Source organism: Wolbachia endosymbiont of Ctenocephalides felis wCfeJ (genome assembly GCF_012277315.1).
In the GTDB taxonomy this organism is placed as follows: domain Bacteria; phylum Pseudomonadota; class Alphaproteobacteria; order Rickettsiales; family Anaplasmataceae; genus Wolbachia.
Genome location: NZ_CP051157.1, coordinates 126323 through 142570 on the forward strand (window position 1 = coordinate 126323; position 16248 = coordinate 142570).

Here is a 16248-nt window from a genome sequence, read left to right on the forward strand (position 1 = left end):
ATACCTCAGTGAAACTTAACAAGCTTATCTATGGTTTTAGTAATGACCCTTGGGGTATCTGGAGAAATCTTTAAGTTCAGCCTATTTAGTTTTTCTATAGTAGACTCACTGTTTTCATTTGTTATAAAGTCACATAAGATGTTCTCTATACCTTTGGTAATGCTTTCATACTTTCTTAAAGGATGATTGTGTGGATATCTATTTATAGTTTTGATGCTAGAATACTCAACAAAAGCTTGATCCTTAAAAGCAAGTTGTCTTAATCTCTCTTTAAGTTTCATTTCTTCCTCCTGCGCTAAAAGGCAAGATTTTATCAATAATTTTACAATCGAATTTATGACTTGGTGCATTTCAGAATGTACTACAATATTGATAGTATTGCCTTTCACTACACAGTCATATATACTTTTCTCGCTCTTTAATAACTCTATGAACATTCTGCTACTTTGTGAATTCAATTCTAAATTTTCTTCGCTCATAGGAGTTATTGTGAAGGTATTTTTATTCACTCTAATGTTAAATTGTGGAAAGCCCTTAAAAAGGGAAAATGCTATATCCTTAGATTCAAGTCCACTATTGTACGCAGAAAAGAGAGCGTATGCTATAACGCTACTAGGTATCTCCATTCCATGTCTACTCAAGTGATGTAATATATTTTCAACATCATGATAAGTAAAGCCTAAACTTTTTAATAAATTGACAACCTCGATGTTATCGTGTTGTTTGTACTCTATTCTCACTTCCTCTGTAAAAAGAGTTTTTGCTGCTACGTGCTTATCAAGCACTGTAAAAATCTTGATAAAATTCTCTAAATCTTGTTTGTTGGCTAGCTCAATACTGATTAAGCCCTTACTAACAACTGAAATATTCTGTGTCATTTTTGCTCACTAAAAAAACTCACTAAATGAATTGTATTTTTAATCCATTAAAATTTGTTTAAAGTGGGCATGCTAGCTCCTCATTCGTGCACTATATGACAGTAAAAGTGAGGAAAATCACATAAAGTCGTCATGTGATAAAACATATTCTTCATATTCATCATTGCTCTTTGTGTAGGTTGTGACATCAATGCGATCGGTATCATTGTTCAAAATATCATTTAACTTTCCCTCTCTTTCAAGATCAATCAATTTATCATATCCAGCAATGTGTTGTATGTAATTACCATCTTCATCGGTGATAAAAATTTGTGGAACTGTTCTAACATTATATTTTGACTTGATTTCATTGAATAAATCCGAGTTTTTGAGTACATCAATTTCTTCATATTCCACACCTTTCTTATCCAGTAGTTCCTTTGCTCTTTTGCAGAATGGGCAGTATTGCTTTACGTATATCACAACCTTTCCTTTAGCATTTTTCATTATTTATATCTCCGTAGTTTATAAAATACAGCTATTATATATAAGAAAATTTATAAAACACCAACTTGTATGAAAGTTATTTATAATTTTGACCAAGGAATAAAAAGTAATGTAGCATTAACTTTCGGAAATTTTGACGGCGTTCATTTGGGACATGAGTTTGCAATCTTTACTCTGAAGAAGATAGCTCAGGAAAGAAAATTATCTTCTGCAATTTTAACTTTTGAGCCTCACCCGTCAACTGTCCTATTTAACAGAAAAAATTTTAGATTGATAAGCCAAGAATACAAAAAGGAACTGATCAGCAGCTATGGTGTCGATTACTTATATATTATTGATTTTAATGAAGGTTTTGCTCAGGTAAGCTGCGATGACTTCATCAGTAAGATTTTGATAAATATGTATGGGGCAAAACACATAGTTGTTGGAGAAAGTTGTACTTTTGGTTATAAACGATTGGGTAACACATTAACCTTAAAGAAATATTCTGAAACGTATGGATATTCTTTGGTTGAGCTGGAACCATTAATGATCGATGGAGAAATCTGTTCCTCTTCTTCAATCAGAGAATGCATACAGAAAGGTGAAATAGAAACTGCCAATAAGTTGCTTGGTAGGCCTTATCAAATTTCTGGTATTGTAACAAAAGGTGTATGTAGAGGTAGGAAGATAGGATTTCCAACTATAAATATTACAATAGAAGATTGCATGATAAAACCTAAGTTTGGAACATACTATGCTAAGGTATCATTTCCTTCTCTGGATGTTGCCTCAGTATGCGGTGCTAGAAGCCATGGATCACAGTATCAAGGCATCGAAGCGACAGAAAGTTTTGCAAAAGGCTCGTTTTCTGATGCCAATGTAAATTGGCTATATGGAGTGGTTAACATTGGTATGAGACCTACATTTAAGGATTTAAAAAAGCCCATAGTAGAAATGTACATATTCGATTTTAATGCAGATGTATACAACCGTAAGGTTAATATACAACTTTCAAAATTTATCAGGCCAGAAAAAAGATTCCATAACGTTGACGAACTAACAAAACAGATAAATTATGATATATTTAAAGCTTACCAGTTGAGGATAGATCTATGAAAAAACTATGTTTAATTATTATACTAGCTATAGTATTGACTGACCAAATGAGCAAATTGTACATAAATTCATTGATAGATGAAGGAGAGCCAATCAAAATTTCTAGTTTTATTAAACTGGTTGAAGTATGGAACTCAGGTATTAGCTTTGGAATGTTCAGCGCTTTACCATATAGCGACCTCTTTTTTTCAACATTTTCAACATTGATAATAGGTGTACTCGCATATTTAGTATATAAGTCTAATGATAAATTAACTTGTCTTGGGTTTTCTTTGATGATTGGTGGAGCGATTGGAAATGTAGTTGATAGGGTCTACTGGGGAGCTGTATATGATTTTATACGTTTTCATATTGGTGACTGGTACTGGCCAGCTTTTAACTTAGCAGATACGTATATAGCTTGTGGAATGTTCATATTGTTGTACAAATGGTACATATATGATAGGTTTATTTCTAAACAGAATGATGAATAAGATCATCGTTTTGGCTCAATTGTATTAGGTTAGAGTAATGTTTCACAAATTCTTTAGTTTCTTTATATTATTCGTGTTTTTTTTCGCTTATTCGATTTCCTCTAAGGCTGCAAGTACAGAACACAATATAAATCATGCTAAACTTAGTAATGGACTGGATATCTATGTTGTTCCTAATCATAGAATTTCGGCTGTTTTTCATGCAGTAATATATAAAGTTGGAGGAATGGATGACCCCATCGGTAAAGCAGGATTGGCTCACTACTTTGAACATTTAATGTTTGAAACTACAGGAAAGTTCAAAGACATAGAATCTACTCTGGGTAGCATTGGAGCCCAATTTAATGCGTTTACCACTAAAGAATATACCTGTTACTACGAATTAGTTCTCAAAAAAGACTTACCACTAGCAATGGAAATTGAGGCAGATAGGATGGGCAATTTTAATGTGACCCAAGACAAAATAGATAGAGAAAAAAACATTGTATTAGAAGAAAGGAAGATGAGATTTGATAATCATCCTGAAGTTTTATTATGGGAAGAAATGGATAACGCATTTTACCGTACTGGTTACGGTAGATCTGTTGCTGGCTGGGAAAGCGATATTAAAACTTACAACCAAGATGATATAACGAGATTTCATGATAACTATTATCACCCAAACAATGCAATATTGCTAGTTGTTGGTGATGTGGAATTTGATGAAGTAGTGAAATTAGCAGAAGAAAAATATGGAGAAATTAAAACTAAACCTACAATCAGGCACTACCCAAATCAAGATCCAGCACATAACGCAAATTTATCAGTAACTTTAGAAAGCACTGAAGTAAAAGAACCAGTTTTATATTTTCGTTATCGTGTTCCTTTATTTAAGCATGTAAGTGAGGCCTCTGCTGTTAATTTGGCAGTTAACATTTTAGGAAAGGGTAAGTCTAGTAAGCTGTATGAAGATCTAGTTTTGGATAAGGGCATCGCAGTTTCGGTAAATGCGTACTATAATGATTTAGCTTTTAGTGATGGCTACATTGATATTGAGATAACCCCAAAAAGCGGAATGAAATTGGACGTTATTGAAAGAGAGCTAGATAATGCTATTAATAATTTTATCTCTGAAGGAATAACGAATGAGGAGTTGCAAAGTACAAAGTCTAAGTACAAAGCAGCACAGTTTAATAATCTATCTGACTTAACTAATATAGCAATGTTTTATATACCGCGTCTAGCGCTTGGTATGCCACTTAATGAGATAGATATTTCATATAGTAAAATTAATGATGTTAGTTTAGAGAATGTAAATAACAAAATTCGCACTATCTTTTCTACTAACAAACTAATTGGTCGTTTGTTGCCAAAAGGAGGTAATAATGAAGATAGGTAAACTTGTATTTCTACTTCTTTTCTGTCTAGGCTTTAACTCACAAGCAAGTGGTAACATAAATATAGAGGAGGTCACAACTCGTAAAGGATTTAAGTTTCTATTTGTTAAAAACTGCGATCTACCAAAAGTTTCATTGAATATATCGTTCAGAGATGCAGGTTATGTATATGAGAGTGCAGAAAAACAAGGGCTTACTTGGTTCACCTCTCTTGTGATTCAAGAAGGAGCAGGAAAAAATAATTCCAAAGACTTCGCAAAAAAGCTTGAAGATAAAGGAATCAGCCTAAGCTTTAACGCTGGCTTAGAAGCGTTTAGGGTTTCATTAAACACTTTGTCTGAGAATCTAGAAGATGCAATTTCGTTACTAAGCGATGCTATAATGCGTCCTAAAGTTGACTCTGAAGGGTTGAATAGAGTTTTCGAAAAAGCCAAAGTTAATTTTAATAATCTTGAAAAAAATCCTTATTTTGTTGCGATCAAAGAATTGGACAGGTTGTTGTTTAAAAAGCACCCTTACTCAAAAAGTGAATATGGAACTTTTGACACTATAATGAATATTACTAGAGATGATGTTTCAACGTACATAAAACATAATTTCACCAAAGATAGTATAGTTATAAGTGTTGTTGGTTGTACAACAAAAGAAGAAGTCAGTACGCTGCTAGATAAATACTTGTCTAAATTACCACCAAAAAGGTCGAGAGTTGGAAAAATATCTGTAAAAAATGATTTTGGTCCTGCAGAAAGTAAGAGCATTTTTATGGATATACCGCAGAGTGTAATACTTTTTGCTCAAAAAGGTATAGCTTATGATGACCGTAATTATTATAACGCTAGTGTCTTAATTAACGCGCTTGGTGGCATGGGGCTGAATTCAATAATGATGAAAGAGCTAAGGCAAAACTTGGGTATTACTTACGGTGTTAGTGCGAGTATTATTTCCAATAAACATGGAAATGCTATTGCTGGATTTATGAGCACTGATAGCTCTACTGCTAGCAAAGCTATATCGGCAGTGAAAGATACATTTAGCAGGATAAAGAAGGAAGGAATTGACGAACAATTGTTCAAGGATACAAAAGTTAGTATGATAAATTCTCATGTTTTCTCCATGTTCAACAATAATAATATAGCTGCAAGATTAGATGATATGCAGATAAATGATCGTGATGTTAATCGTATAAATAATTATGCGAATATTATTAATAACGTTAAATTAGAAGAAGTAAACGCATTAGCAAGTTTTTTGCTAGATCCTGAAAATTTGTTTTTTGTTGAGGTTGGTAGGAATGCTCAAAGCAAATAATCACTGCAATATGAACGAATTTTTAACTATATTTCTTTACAATTTAAATATAGGGTTAATTTTAACGTTCAGGTGAAGAACGATACGCAAGATACTACACAAGGAAGCAAAAAATCTCCAATTGCTTTGTTAAATCCTTTGATGGTGATATTTTCTGCTATCAACACGGGTATGCTAGTTACTGTTAGGTTGATATATATTACAAGTCAACAGATAGGTGCGGCAAGTATAGTGCTTGGGAATATTGGTACGGGTATTTTTTTAGTTCAGTATCCCTGGTTTTAGATATGTACTCTTTTGTTAATTATTTTAGAGAAAAAAGCCTATACAAAAGATGTCACCACAAGAAAACGTTGGATGCGGTAAGAGAGGATAAGCATAGAATTCAAGGCATCTGTCTAGGTATTCTGTGCGATGTGTTATTTTTAACTGGTGCTATAGTTTCTATTGCGTTATTTAGTAATCCTGTCGCTTTTTTTGCTACTGCACCTCTCATCACACTGGGTTGTGTAGTGATGGTCGGTAACACAGCTAATTCCATTTGCCATCAAGTTAAAAACTTTAAAAATCATCTTTCACAACTTTCTAAAAAGGAGCAAAAAGCGCTATACACGGAGATGACAAAAGAAATAAACTCGTCACTTCTTTATAGAATTGAGGCAAAAGTTCTACCTGATGTGGTAGTATTAGCAAAACTGCATGCTAATAAGGAGGACGTAAAAGAACGAAAGAAGATTAAACAACTAAAAGAAATGCTGAAAGTAGGAAGCCGAAAACCAATCGACGATAATATAGCTAATAAAGATGACAGAACTATTAAAACGAAAGAAGAAAAACACACAAAACAAAAAAGTCCCAATTCTAAAGTCCCAACAGACCTTTCTTTAGGTAAAAATGTGGTTGAAGAAAGAGAAAAAGGAAGCAATACTCCACGGTCTCTCTAGTTTGCTATCTTAGCTGCTATTAACCTCACTGCTTCCACGTAACACTTATGCTCCTCAACTAAAATGCGTTCTGAGAGGCTTTGAATGTTATCGTTTGGTAAAACTGGTACAGCAGCTTGAACGATTATGGTTCCGGCATCAACCTCAGGAGTGACGTAATGTACGGTACAACCTGTAATTTTTACACCTGCTTTTAGAGCTTGCTCTTGAGCATTGAGACCCTTAAAAGATGGAAGTAAAGAGGGATGAATATTTATAACCTTGTCGTGCCATTTACTCAGAAAGTCAGCTTTGAGAATTCTCATAAACCCTGCAAGGCAAACCAAATCAACCTTATGTTGAACGAGTATTTCGTGAATTTTATCAGTACCAAGTGGTCTACCTTCAACAACAAATGCTGAGATTCCTGCTTGCTTTGCTATTTTCAGGCCAGCAGCCTCACCATTATTTGTGATAACGCATGCAATTTCTGCAGGAAAACTTTGATCTTGACATGCTTTTATCAAGGCTTGCATATTTGATCCCCTGCCTGAAATTAGTATTCCGAGCTTTATTTTTTTCATTGTAAAATTTAGTGTGAGAATTTTTAATATTAACAAAACAGCTCAAAAGGAAAACTGATTTCACATAGATATAGTGCACGTCATATTAACAAACCTTTTATATTTATCAAATGGAGCCTCCCGCTTCATGTTTTTTGTTCCTTGCTAGGCAACATAAAGCATCATTTACACAGCTAGAATTGGCTTTAATGCTTACCATCATGTTGTTTATGCAAAATATACTAATATAAGTATATATTTTTATAATCGCGTTATTATTTATTTAACAAAGTGTTAGTATAATCTATTCACTAGATTAAACGGAGAAAATTGAATGAGCAAGTTACCACACAATGCAAAAATAAGTAAATCTCAAGTTACTCAGTGGGAAGTAATAAAAAATTGTGAATATGCTGATAATTGCTTGTCAAAGATAGTAACCTTATACGTCATTAAAATGGCTCATCTGTCAGATCTTTACGCGAGCAGTGAACCTGAAATTAACACTATTCTGGCAAGAATAAGCGTAACAAGCGAAAACGTATTTTTAAATAAGGCTACTACTATTGAAATTATGGAAGATATTTTTCCACGTAAATTCAACAGTAAGAAGAAAAATAACATATCAAGACTAGAAGACTTGTACAATTATCTATGTTCTGTTGTTGGCAATAGTCTTCCGAGGGAAATGCTTGAAAGCCTAGTGAGAGAATACAAAGATGCTGTTAATCTATTTAAAGCAATTACTTAATTGATCTCAGTATTTTTAAGACTTTATTCTCTATTTCAGAAACGCCGCTCTCAAGGCTTTTATCCATCAAGCACATGGTGGATAGGTATGTTTGTTGTTTTCTTACAACATCGATAGTTAAAGTACCAGGAGTGATTGTGACTGAATTTGCAAACAATGTAATGCTCTTATCGTTATGTCCTTTGCATTTCTTTAAGATGATGATTGGCTCAAGCTTAAGTTTAGCTTGTAACACCTTTTTTGTTACATAAATGCTTGATAAAATTACTTGACATACTAACCATGGTATATACTTTGCCAGTAACTTACAAAACGACAGCTTGCCTGCACCATTTAAGATCTGGCTGAGAGCGCTTTCAGCATCTATCAACCGTTTAAAAATAAACAATGTGAATATAGAGGAGAATATCCCACAAAGAACAAAAAACGGCTCAAAGTAACCAGACAAGACAGTCCAAAGGAAAAACAGGATTATAAAAGACAGAAAAAAAAATTTAATTTTTTGCCTAAGATTCATAGCTTGCAGTATAGCTCGAATGATTTCTTAAGGGAAGATAATAATCGCTTATAAGTTTATAGTGCCCTCAACTTGTGACATTACGCTGCATGCTGAAATGTTATGATGTAGTTTACTTCGTCTAGGCGAAGTCACTTAATTTTTACATATATATTGTATAGTAAAATAGCTGAACCCGGAACGAGAATGTTAGCTGAGGCTTGGACTTTACTGATACTTACACTACTTGAAACTATACTCAACGTAGATAATTTAATCTTCATTTCTCTGGCGATAGATAAAGTACCAAATGCGCTAAAAGAAAGGGTACGTCTTATGGGCCTTGGACTAGCGCTGTTGATGCGTTTTGTAACGCTATTTTTCACATCACACATATTGTCAATGCAAAAACCTATATTTCACGCTGTATCGCTCAACATTTCGATAAAAGATTTACTTATGATAGCAGGAGGATTGTTTCTCATTATTAAAGGTGCTACAGAGTTATGGGATAACATTTTTTTACGCAAGGAAATCAAAAAAAGAATAGGTGTCAAGTCACAACTGGTTTCAGTTGTATTGCAAATTATATTAATAGATTTAGTTTTTTCGGTTGATTCTTTATTAACTGCTATAGCATTAACTCATAACATGGTAATAATTGCTATAGCGTATACGTTCTCCATACTAGCTATGGTATTTTTATCGAGCTATACTGCTCAGTTAATTAGATCTAGTCCAGGTTTAAAAACAATTGCCATTTTATTTATTTTACTCGTTGGTGTGTACCTGATGTTTGAAGGACTTCACATAGAATTGCCAAAAGAATATTTGTATTCTTCATTTATATTTGCATTACTTGTAGAAGCTATAAATAGTATAAAGAAAAAAGTGCGGTGTAGGAAGAAGAAAGAACAGCCCTAGATTATTCCCACTCAATAGTTGCCGGTGGTTTGGAAGTTAAGTCGTAGACAACTCTATTTACTCCGGAAACGTTATTAACGATTATGCTGCTGACGTCCTGTAAGAAACTCCAAAATACTAACGCATGTTGATTTTTATCTTCAAATGGAAATGCATCGGCTGTCATACCATCAGAAGATGTTACAGCTCTCAAAGCGCAAACATATCCATATGTACGATTATCCCCCATAACCCCTACAGTTTTTATTGGCAACAGTACAGCAAAAGCCTGCCATATCTTACCATACAAATCGTAATTTTTCATTGTATTGATATATATTTCATCTACCTCTTGCAATATTCGCACCTTTTCTCCATCTACTTCACCTATGATCCTCACTGCAAGTCCAGGTCCAGGAAATGGATGCTGAAATATTATTTCGTCTGAAAGACCAATTTCTTTTCCAAGTACTCTCACTTCATCTTTAAAGAGGTAGCGCAAAGGTTCTATCAGCTTTAGATTCATTTTTTCTGGCAATCCACCAACGTTATGATGAGATTTAATTGTACTGGTATTTCCTGAAGCATGTCCTGACTCAACTACGTCGGAATAGATGGTACCTTGCATTAAAAAGTCTACATCACCTATCTTTTCTGCTTCTTCTTCAAACACTTCAATGAAAGTGTTACCGATAATTTTTCGCTTTTTTTCTGGATCAGTTATGCCTTTTAGCCTGCTTAAAAATAAGTTTGATTTATCAACGTAGTTTATTGGAATTTCTTTTAGCATGGCAATGGTCTGGTTTTTGCGTAACAATCCAGTATCAATAAAAATACAGTTTAGTTGTTTTCCTATAGCTTTATATGTAAGAGCTGCTGCAACGCTTGAGTCAACCCCACCACTTACTGCAGCGATTACTTTTTTCTCTCCTACTAGATTCTTGATTTTTTCCTGCTGTTTTTCAATAAGTGATTTCATCGTCCAGTCTCTCTCACAACAGGCAATATCTAAGAAGTTAGAGAGCAGCTTACTACCATTTGTTGTAGGTTTAACTTCAGGATGGAATTGAGTGCAAAAAATCTTCCGTTGTTCGTTGACGATTATTGCAATTGTTTGATTTATCACACCTGATGCGATAACAGTAAATCCCTGCGGTATACTTTCAACACTGTCTGCATGATTCATCAGCACATCCACTTCGGAATTGACTTCCCAAGTATCCTTTATAATAGGGGATTTTTTTAGTATCTTGATCTTAATTTTGCCAAATTCCTGTTTAAATTCTTTTCTTACCTTTGCCCCAAAATAATGACAAATAAGTTGCTGTCCATAGCATATCCCAAGTATAGGAACGTTTGTTGCCTCATTAAGTTTGATAATTTCATGCACTACTTCACTTGCCTCAGTACAACTGTCATTTACAGATTGTGGTCCTCCAGAGAAAATAAACCCATTGAACTTCGATATTGTTTCAAAACTGATGTTGCTTGGAAATATCTCACAATAAACACCCATTTCCCTGATCTGTCTTGCGATAAGCTGTGTAAACTGTGAACCAAAATCAATAATAGCAATTGCTGACAACCTACTCCTCCATTTGTTTAAAGCAATGTTTGATAATAAAGAAAATAGTGGGGCAAGTAAACCAAGACCTCTTTAAACGCTTTAATATGTAGCTTAAACGTTACTATTTTGAGCTGACAAGAATTTTGCACGGTGGTAGCTCAACTTTCTCGGTCCTTCCTCAGGGTTAAGGCATACTTTGAAAAATTCCCAACCATCGCAGTTCTTACCAGTAATTTCTTCGCCAACCGTAGAAGGGGCATTACACTTTTTTTCCATTATAGATAAACTTGCCTTCGTTGCTGACTATAACTTCATACGTTTTACCTTTATATTTTCCAATAAGTGTTCTACCTATAAAAAGAGCTTTTACGACTTCCCTATTTTGTATTGTGCTATATTTATTCTTAATTATTTTAACTTTTTTAGGCTGATCTGTTTGAAATTCACCCATTGGTTTATTATTCACCATATTATTTAATACCTTGTACATTATATACGTTACAACCTCGTTTTTAACTTCCTCTGCCCTTTTATCTACATATTTTTCTACTTCACTGCGCACATGCTTTTTCAAACTATCAAGAAAATTCTGCAAGTCGAGTAAAGTTAATTCAGGTGTTTCCATAGAACCCTCCAGTTTTATTATCACATATCAATAATGCAGCTAGTATACTAAAATATCTTTAAGAAGGGTGTGCCTTAGGCGCAACTATACGGACATTGCCTATCAGGAGCAAGTAGCCTAAGGGTGTCATCCCAGAACCCTGTCATCCGAGTAGCTGGCACTGGGATCCATTCTTTTTTTTCACTGGATTCCAGCGTCACGCGCTGGAATGACACCCTTCGATGAAAATAAGAAACCTCTTATTTTCGATTTTGCGTAAAAATGAAAATAAGGCTTATCTATTTGCGTGGATAAACACAAGAGACCTCTTATTTTCGATTTTGCGTAAAAGTGAAAATAAGGCTTTATCTATTTGCATGGATGAACATAAGAAACCTCTTATTTTCGATTCTGTATAAAAATGAAAATAAGGCTTATCTATTTGCGTGGATAAACATAAGAAACCTCTTATTTTCGATTTTGTGTAAAAATGAAAATAAGACTTTGTCTATTTGCATGGATGAAAATAAGAAACCTCTTGTTTTCGATTCTGTACAAAAATGGAAATTGGGATCCATTCTCTTTTTTCACTGAGTTCCAGCGTCAAGCGCTGGAATGACACTACTTTTGCTTCAATATGCCCCCGAATAGATACTTATAGATGAGGTCTAGTCACAACCCACTGCTTCACTGATGCTATTTAGTCCATCCTTTCTTATTAGCTCTGCAAGCTCTAGATTGATTTTATTTACAACTTGAGGTCCATGGTATATGAGAGCAGTGTATAATTGTACTAAAGATGCTCCTGCCTTTATTTTCTTATATGCATCAATACCGCTTGAGATTCCGCCACATCCTACCAATAGTATTTTACCTTTAGTAAGTTTATACATGTCACTCAATAATTTAGTTGAAAGTTTAAACAATGGCCTGCCGCTCAGCCCACCACTCTCATTATAATGAGAGCGAAGATTATCTCGACTGACCGTAGTGTTGCTCACTATCAAGCCATCAATCCTATATTCCAATGCAAGCTCAGCAATGTTTTCTTTTGTTTGTTGATCTATATCTGGTGAGATTTTCAGTATTATTGGTGTGGATTCAGAACTATCAATCGATTTCCTGGTTATAGTGATAGATTTTAGCAATTCCAATAATTCTTGTTTATTGTGCAAATTGCGTAAATTAGGTGTGTTTGGAGACGAGATGTTCAGCACTATATAGCTGCTTTTGCCGTATACCGCTCTTATCAAGTCAACATAATCACTGATTTGATCCTGCGATGTGCTATTTTTTCCTATGTTGATACCAAAAATGTAATTATCAAGCTTGGCTCTACTTATTTGCTTTAGAAAGTAATCTATTCCCTGATTGTTGAATCCCAACTTATTAATTATTCCTTCATCTTCAACTAACCGGAAGATTCTCGGTTTTTTGTTTCCATATTGAGGATATTTAGTTACGGTGCCGGCTTCAATAAACCCAAAACCAAATGAGAGCATGGGTCTTATTACTTCTGCATTCTTATCAAAACCTGCAGCAAGACCTACAGGACTCCTAAGTTTATTACCAAAGAAGTTCACACTTAAGGATTCCGGTAGCTCCATAGGTTCTCTACAAGGCATCCTTTTCAACATCATGATCGCTAAGGAATGGGCAATTTCAGGTGGCAGCAAAAATAGTAAATTACGTAATATCATTTTGTAAAACACTCTTCAGCTTACTTTCTACCATGAAATACTACAAGAACATAACCATAACTTTAAAGGAAGACGTTTTTATTGATTCTACTTATTAATCACGGATAAACTCTCTTTATGAAAATCATCATTGCTACTATCTTATTCTTATTTGCTTATGGTTCGTCTGCTAAGCAAACAGATCATATTGAATTGCTTGAGTATATAATCAAGAAAATAGAAAAGGAATATGTTTGGTCTGTTGATCAAAAAACTCTTATCAAGTATGCAATAGAAAGTGTGCTAGACAAGTTGAGCTCTGAGCTTAGCAATAAAGAACTTGCAATTGACTTTACCTCTGATTCTGATGGAATTGAGTATTTTGAAGAGTTGTTGACGCAAATGGAAAGAGAGTATTCAAATTTAATTGACCAAAAAACTTTGATTGAATCTGCAATAATAAGAATATTTTCTAAACTAGATTCATATTCTTATTATCTCGACAGTGAAGGATTCAAAAAAATGCAACCCCAAGCACTTGAGTCCAGTGCTGTTTCAACTAAGATTATAGGAGACATAGCTTACATTAAAATCTCTGAATTCAGCGGAAGCACTGGCTATCATTTCGAAAGGCAGTGGTTTGATGTTAAAGAAAATAACAATGTCATAAAAGGTGTAATCCTTGACTTGAGGAATAATCACGGTGGGTTATTTTCTCAAGCAGTGCTGATATGTGATAGTTTTCTTGATGGTGGAAAAATAGTTACTGTAGAGAGTAGAGAGAAAAAGCATTACAACGCGAGCAAAGGAGACATGTTTTCTGAATTACCTGTAGTAGTATTGATTAACGAAAAATCTGCGTCTGCGTCTGAAATTGTTGCTGCTGCTTTGCAGAATAATAAACGTGCTAAAATTATTGGGGTGAGATCATATGGTAAGGCTTCTGGGCAAACAATTTTTCCATTGAAAAATGGCGGTGCGATCAGTGTAACAAACAAGTTATATTATCTTCCATCTGGTGACCTTATAACAGGCGTGACGCCAGACATCGTGGTTATCAACCAAAATGATGGAAAAGATCAGCAACTTGCTAAAGGAATTGAAGTTTTGAACTCAATGCATGATCAAGCAAACTCAGGTTTATCAAAATAGGCTTAAATTTGCTGCTGAACCTTATCTGTTCAGGCAATGGCGTCAACTTAAGAGCTTCCATCAGCAAAAAGATATGACAATGTTTGAGCTTATCTACCTTGTCGCGGCTATGGAGAGAACACAATCACTGAAACTTTTTCTTAAGTTGACACCATTGTCTGTTCAGGAGCGTGGCTAATGTGCGAATATTGAAGCAAAAGTGGTGTCATCAAAGTAGCATAATGATGTCATCTGAGTAGCTGGCACTGGGATCCATTCTTTTTTTACTGGATTTCAGCGTCACGCGCTGGAATGACACCCTTTGATGAAAATAAGAAACCTCTTATTTTCGATTCTGTATAAAAATGAAAATAAAGCTTATCTATTTGCATGGATGAACATAAAAAACCTCTTATTTTCGATTTTGCGTAAAAATGAAAATAAGGCTTATCTTAAATGGTGATAGACTTCTTGCATTATGGTCACGAACATTGCAATCAGCAGGTAATTTGCGGGTGTCATCCATTTAACCTCTACGATGCATCCAAGTAGCATAATGATGTCATCCCAGTGCCTCGACACTGGGATCCAGATTTCCATAATAATTAATGGTGTGTTTTAAATTAAAATTAGCTACTTTCTATGCTCACCAAATCAGTTTGCTTGTGAGCAAGCAAACTTTCCTGGATTCCAGCGTCACGCGCTGGAATGACATCCTTTGATCAAAATAAAAAAACCTCTTATTTTCGATTCTGTATAAAAATGAAAATAAGGCTTATCTATTTGCGTGGATGAACATAAAAAATCTCTTATTTTCGATTTTGCGTAAAAATGAAAATAAGGCTTAGTAGCTAACACTCGGATCCACTTTATTTTCACTGGATTCCAGCGTCACGCGCTGGAATGACACTCTTTGTTATAAATTTACTTTTACTCTATGGGTATCTTTTTATACTACCTTGTCTCCCTTATTTTGCCACTCCGCTGAACAGATACGCTGAACCAAGCAACTTTTGCAAGCTATATTAAAGAGGCCGGGACCGGAATTGAACCGGTATAAAAGGATTTGCAGTCCTCCGCATAAACCATTCTGCCACCCAGCCGTTTTTTATGCGTAGATATCTATTATATCTTTTAGCATAGATAGAGCCTCTTCTCTTTTTCTTTGAAAAGTGTTACGCCCAATAATTGAACCATTACCATCACCTTGCTTAATTTCTTTTACCTCATTGCATATATCATCCACTGACTTTGACTCACCACCAGAAAAAACTACTATTCTTTTTCCTGCAAAGCAAGACTTTTTGACATATTTGATTCTTTTTGATAAGGACTCAATATTTCCAACTTCTATTTTCTCTTTTTCCAAGTAGTTGGTTGGCAGTTTTACTTTTATTATGTTAGCACCGAGCAAAGCCGCTATATGTGCAGCATAGGAGATAACATCGACTGCTGTTTCACCTTCTTTGGAAATTCCTTCACCACGTGGATAAGACCATAGCACTACTGCAAGTCCGCAAGACTTAGCCTCAGCTATGATTTCACGGGCTTCTTCTATCATATCAAAGCACTTAGCAGAACCAGGATATATAGTAAAACCAACAGCTACGCAGCCCAAACGTAGTGCATCTTTTACAGAGGCAGTAATTGCCTGATCAGAAGTGAGACTTTTTAAATGCAGAGAGTTGGAACTGTTAAGTTTCAAAATAAGTGGCAGCATTCCAGCATAAGTTGCAGCCCCGGCTTCGATCATACCAAGCGGAGCAGCGTATGCACTGATTCCTGAATCAAGTGCAAGCTGGAAATGATAATATGGATCATAAGCATCAGGGTTAACTTCAAAGCTTTTTATTGGTCCGTGTTCAAATCCTTGGTCTACAGGAAGAATGACTAGTTTGCCAGTTCCACCAAGTTTCCCATGCATGAGAATACGAGTGAGGTTTGCTTTTACCCCGGGGTTTTCACTTTCGTAGTAACTTAGAATTTGTTTTACTTTGTCACTTATTATCACT

Annotated in this window: 22 protein-coding genes and 1 tRNA gene; 10 read left to right on the forward strand and 13 right to left on the reverse strand. The window is 34.8% G+C overall.

Going from position 1 to position 16248, the window contains the following annotated elements; all coding sequences use genetic code 11:
- Nucleotides 1-5: 5 nt before the first annotated feature.
- Nucleotides 6-878: a hypothetical protein gene (locus HF196_RS00620; protein WP_168455371.1), complete on the reverse strand. Its 873-nt coding sequence runs from the start codon at nucleotides 876-878 to the stop codon at nucleotides 6-8.
- Nucleotides 879-995: 117 nt separating this feature from the next.
- The gene (locus HF196_RS00625) at nucleotides 996-1364 is read right to left on the reverse strand and encodes a glutaredoxin (RefSeq protein ID WP_168455372.1); all 369 of its coding nucleotides are present in this window, start codon (nucleotides 1362-1364) and stop codon (nucleotides 996-998) included.
- Between the two features lie 69 nt (nucleotides 1365-1433).
- On the opposite strand from HF196_RS00625, the gene ribF reads away from it, so the two are divergent.
- The 6 genes from ribF (at nucleotide 1434) to HF196_RS00650 (ending at nucleotide 6563) form a co-directional block, all read left to right on the forward strand.
- Nucleotides 1434-2462, forward strand: a complete 1029-nt coding sequence (gene ribF / locus HF196_RS00630) for a riboflavin biosynthesis protein RibF (protein WP_168455373.1) — start codon at nucleotides 1434-1436, stop codon at nucleotides 2460-2462.
- A complete protein-coding gene (lspA, locus tag HF196_RS00635) occupies nucleotides 2459-2935 on the forward strand; it encodes a signal peptidase II (protein WP_168455374.1) in 477 nt (158 codons plus the stop codon). Before ribF ends, lspA begins: the two co-directional genes overlap by 4 nt.
- Nucleotides 2936-2972: 37 nt before the next feature.
- On the forward strand, nucleotides 2973-4313 hold the full coding sequence (locus tag HF196_RS00640) for a M16 family metallopeptidase (RefSeq protein ID WP_168455375.1): 1341 nt from the start codon (nucleotides 2973-2975) through the stop codon (nucleotides 4311-4313).
- A complete protein-coding gene (locus HF196_RS00645; protein WP_168455376.1) occupies nucleotides 4300-5619 on the forward strand; it encodes a M16 family metallopeptidase in 1320 nt (439 codons plus the stop codon). Before HF196_RS00640 ends, HF196_RS00645 begins: the two co-directional genes overlap by 14 nt.
- A 72-nt stretch (nucleotides 5620-5691) precedes the next feature.
- Entirely contained in the window at nucleotides 5692-5904 is a 213-nt protein-coding gene (locus tag HF196_RS05855; RefSeq protein WP_246198564.1) for a hypothetical protein, read from the forward strand.
- Between the two features lie 2 nt (nucleotides 5905-5906).
- Nucleotides 5907-6563 (forward strand): hypothetical protein, encoded by a 657-nt coding sequence (locus HF196_RS00650; protein WP_246198565.1) that lies wholly within the window; start codon nucleotides 5907-5909, stop codon nucleotides 6561-6563.
- Here the strand turns inward: HF196_RS00650 and purN are convergent.
- Nucleotides 6560-7126: a phosphoribosylglycinamide formyltransferase gene (purN, locus tag HF196_RS00655; protein ID WP_168455377.1), complete on the reverse strand. Its 567-nt coding sequence runs from the start codon at nucleotides 7124-7126 to the stop codon at nucleotides 6560-6562. The two genes, HF196_RS00650 and purN, sit on opposite strands and share 4 nt — an antisense overlap.
- Nucleotides 7127-7439: 313 nt before the next feature.
- Between purN and HF196_RS00660 the strand changes: the two genes are divergently transcribed.
- Complete coding sequence (locus HF196_RS00660; protein ID WP_168455378.1) at nucleotides 7440-7856, forward strand: hypothetical protein; 417 nt, start codon at nucleotides 7440-7442, stop codon at nucleotides 7854-7856.
- On the opposite strand, the gene HF196_RS00665 is transcribed toward HF196_RS00660, so the two are convergent.
- Complete coding sequence (locus HF196_RS00665; RefSeq protein ID WP_168455379.1) at nucleotides 7849-8373, reverse strand: Na+/H+ antiporter subunit E; 525 nt, start codon at nucleotides 8371-8373, stop codon at nucleotides 7849-7851. The genes HF196_RS00660 and HF196_RS00665 overlap by 8 nt on opposite strands.
- 186 nt (nucleotides 8374-8559) lie before the next feature.
- Between HF196_RS00665 and HF196_RS00670 the strand changes: the two genes are divergently transcribed.
- The gene (locus HF196_RS00670; protein ID WP_168455380.1) at nucleotides 8560-9276 is read left to right on the forward strand and encodes a TerC family protein; all 717 of its coding nucleotides are present in this window, start codon (nucleotides 8560-8562) and stop codon (nucleotides 9274-9276) included.
- 1 nt (nucleotide 9277) lies between these two features.
- Here HF196_RS00670 and guaA read toward each other — a convergent pair whose 3' ends face one another.
- The 4 genes from guaA to HF196_RS00690 all read right to left on the reverse strand — a co-directional run bounded on the left by guaA (nucleotide 9278) and on the right by HF196_RS00690 (nucleotide 11662).
- On the reverse strand, nucleotides 9278-10840 hold the full coding sequence (guaA, locus tag HF196_RS00675) for a glutamine-hydrolyzing GMP synthase (RefSeq protein WP_168455381.1): 1563 nt from the start codon (nucleotides 10838-10840) through the stop codon (nucleotides 9278-9280).
- A gap of 93 nt (nucleotides 10841-10933) precedes the next feature.
- Nucleotides 10934-11098 carry a hypothetical protein gene (locus HF196_RS00680; RefSeq protein WP_168455382.1) on the reverse strand — a complete coding sequence of 55 codons (165 nt, stop codon included), beginning with the start codon at nucleotides 11096-11098 and terminating at the stop codon, nucleotides 10934-10936.
- Nucleotides 11082-11447, reverse strand: coding sequence for a DUF2924 domain-containing protein (locus tag HF196_RS00685; RefSeq protein ID WP_168455383.1), 366 nt, complete (start codon nucleotides 11445-11447; stop codon nucleotides 11082-11084). The genes HF196_RS00680 and HF196_RS00685 overlap by 17 nt, the downstream gene beginning before the upstream one ends.
- Before the next feature lie 74 nt (nucleotides 11448-11521).
- A complete protein-coding gene (locus HF196_RS00690; RefSeq protein WP_168455384.1) occupies nucleotides 11522-11662 on the reverse strand; it encodes a hypothetical protein in 141 nt (46 codons plus the stop codon).
- A 115-nt stretch (nucleotides 11663-11777) separates the two neighbouring features.
- Between HF196_RS00690 and HF196_RS00695 the strand changes: the two genes are divergently transcribed.
- Nucleotides 11778-12020, forward strand: a complete 243-nt coding sequence (locus HF196_RS00695; RefSeq protein WP_168455385.1) for a hypothetical protein — start codon at nucleotides 11778-11780, stop codon at nucleotides 12018-12020.
- A gap of 74 nt (nucleotides 12021-12094) precedes the next feature.
- On the opposite strand, the gene HF196_RS00700 is transcribed toward HF196_RS00695, so the two are convergent.
- Nucleotides 12095-13126 carry a quinone-dependent dihydroorotate dehydrogenase gene (locus HF196_RS00700; protein WP_174855502.1) on the reverse strand — a complete coding sequence of 344 codons (1032 nt, stop codon included), beginning with the start codon at nucleotides 13124-13126 and terminating at the stop codon, nucleotides 12095-12097.
- A gap of 117 nt (nucleotides 13127-13243) precedes the next feature.
- Between HF196_RS00700 and HF196_RS00705 the strand changes: the two genes are divergently transcribed.
- Nucleotides 13244-14257 carry a S41 family peptidase gene (locus HF196_RS00705; protein ID WP_168455386.1) on the forward strand — a complete coding sequence of 338 codons (1014 nt, stop codon included), beginning with the start codon at nucleotides 13244-13246 and terminating at the stop codon, nucleotides 14255-14257.
- A 426-nt stretch (nucleotides 14258-14683) separates the two neighbouring features.
- Here HF196_RS00705 and HF196_RS00710 read toward each other — a convergent pair whose 3' ends face one another.
- From HF196_RS00710 to HF196_RS00725, 4 genes are all read right to left on the reverse strand, one after another.
- Complete coding sequence (locus HF196_RS00710; RefSeq protein ID WP_168455387.1) at nucleotides 14684-14836, reverse strand: WPE palindromic element domain-containing protein; 153 nt, start codon at nucleotides 14834-14836, stop codon at nucleotides 14684-14686.
- Nucleotides 14837-14932: 96 nt separating this feature from the next.
- Nucleotides 14933-15115: a hypothetical protein gene (locus tag HF196_RS00715; RefSeq protein WP_168455388.1), complete on the reverse strand. Its 183-nt coding sequence runs from the start codon at nucleotides 15113-15115 to the stop codon at nucleotides 14933-14935.
- Nucleotides 15116-15267: 152 nt separating this feature from the next.
- Nucleotides 15268-15339, reverse strand: a tRNA-Cys gene (locus HF196_RS00720).
- 5 nt (nucleotides 15340-15344) lie between these two features.
- Nucleotides 15345-16241: a class I fructose-bisphosphate aldolase gene (locus tag HF196_RS00725; protein ID WP_168456226.1), complete on the reverse strand. Its 897-nt coding sequence runs from the start codon at nucleotides 16239-16241 to the stop codon at nucleotides 15345-15347.
- Nucleotides 16242-16248 lie beyond the last annotated feature (7 nt).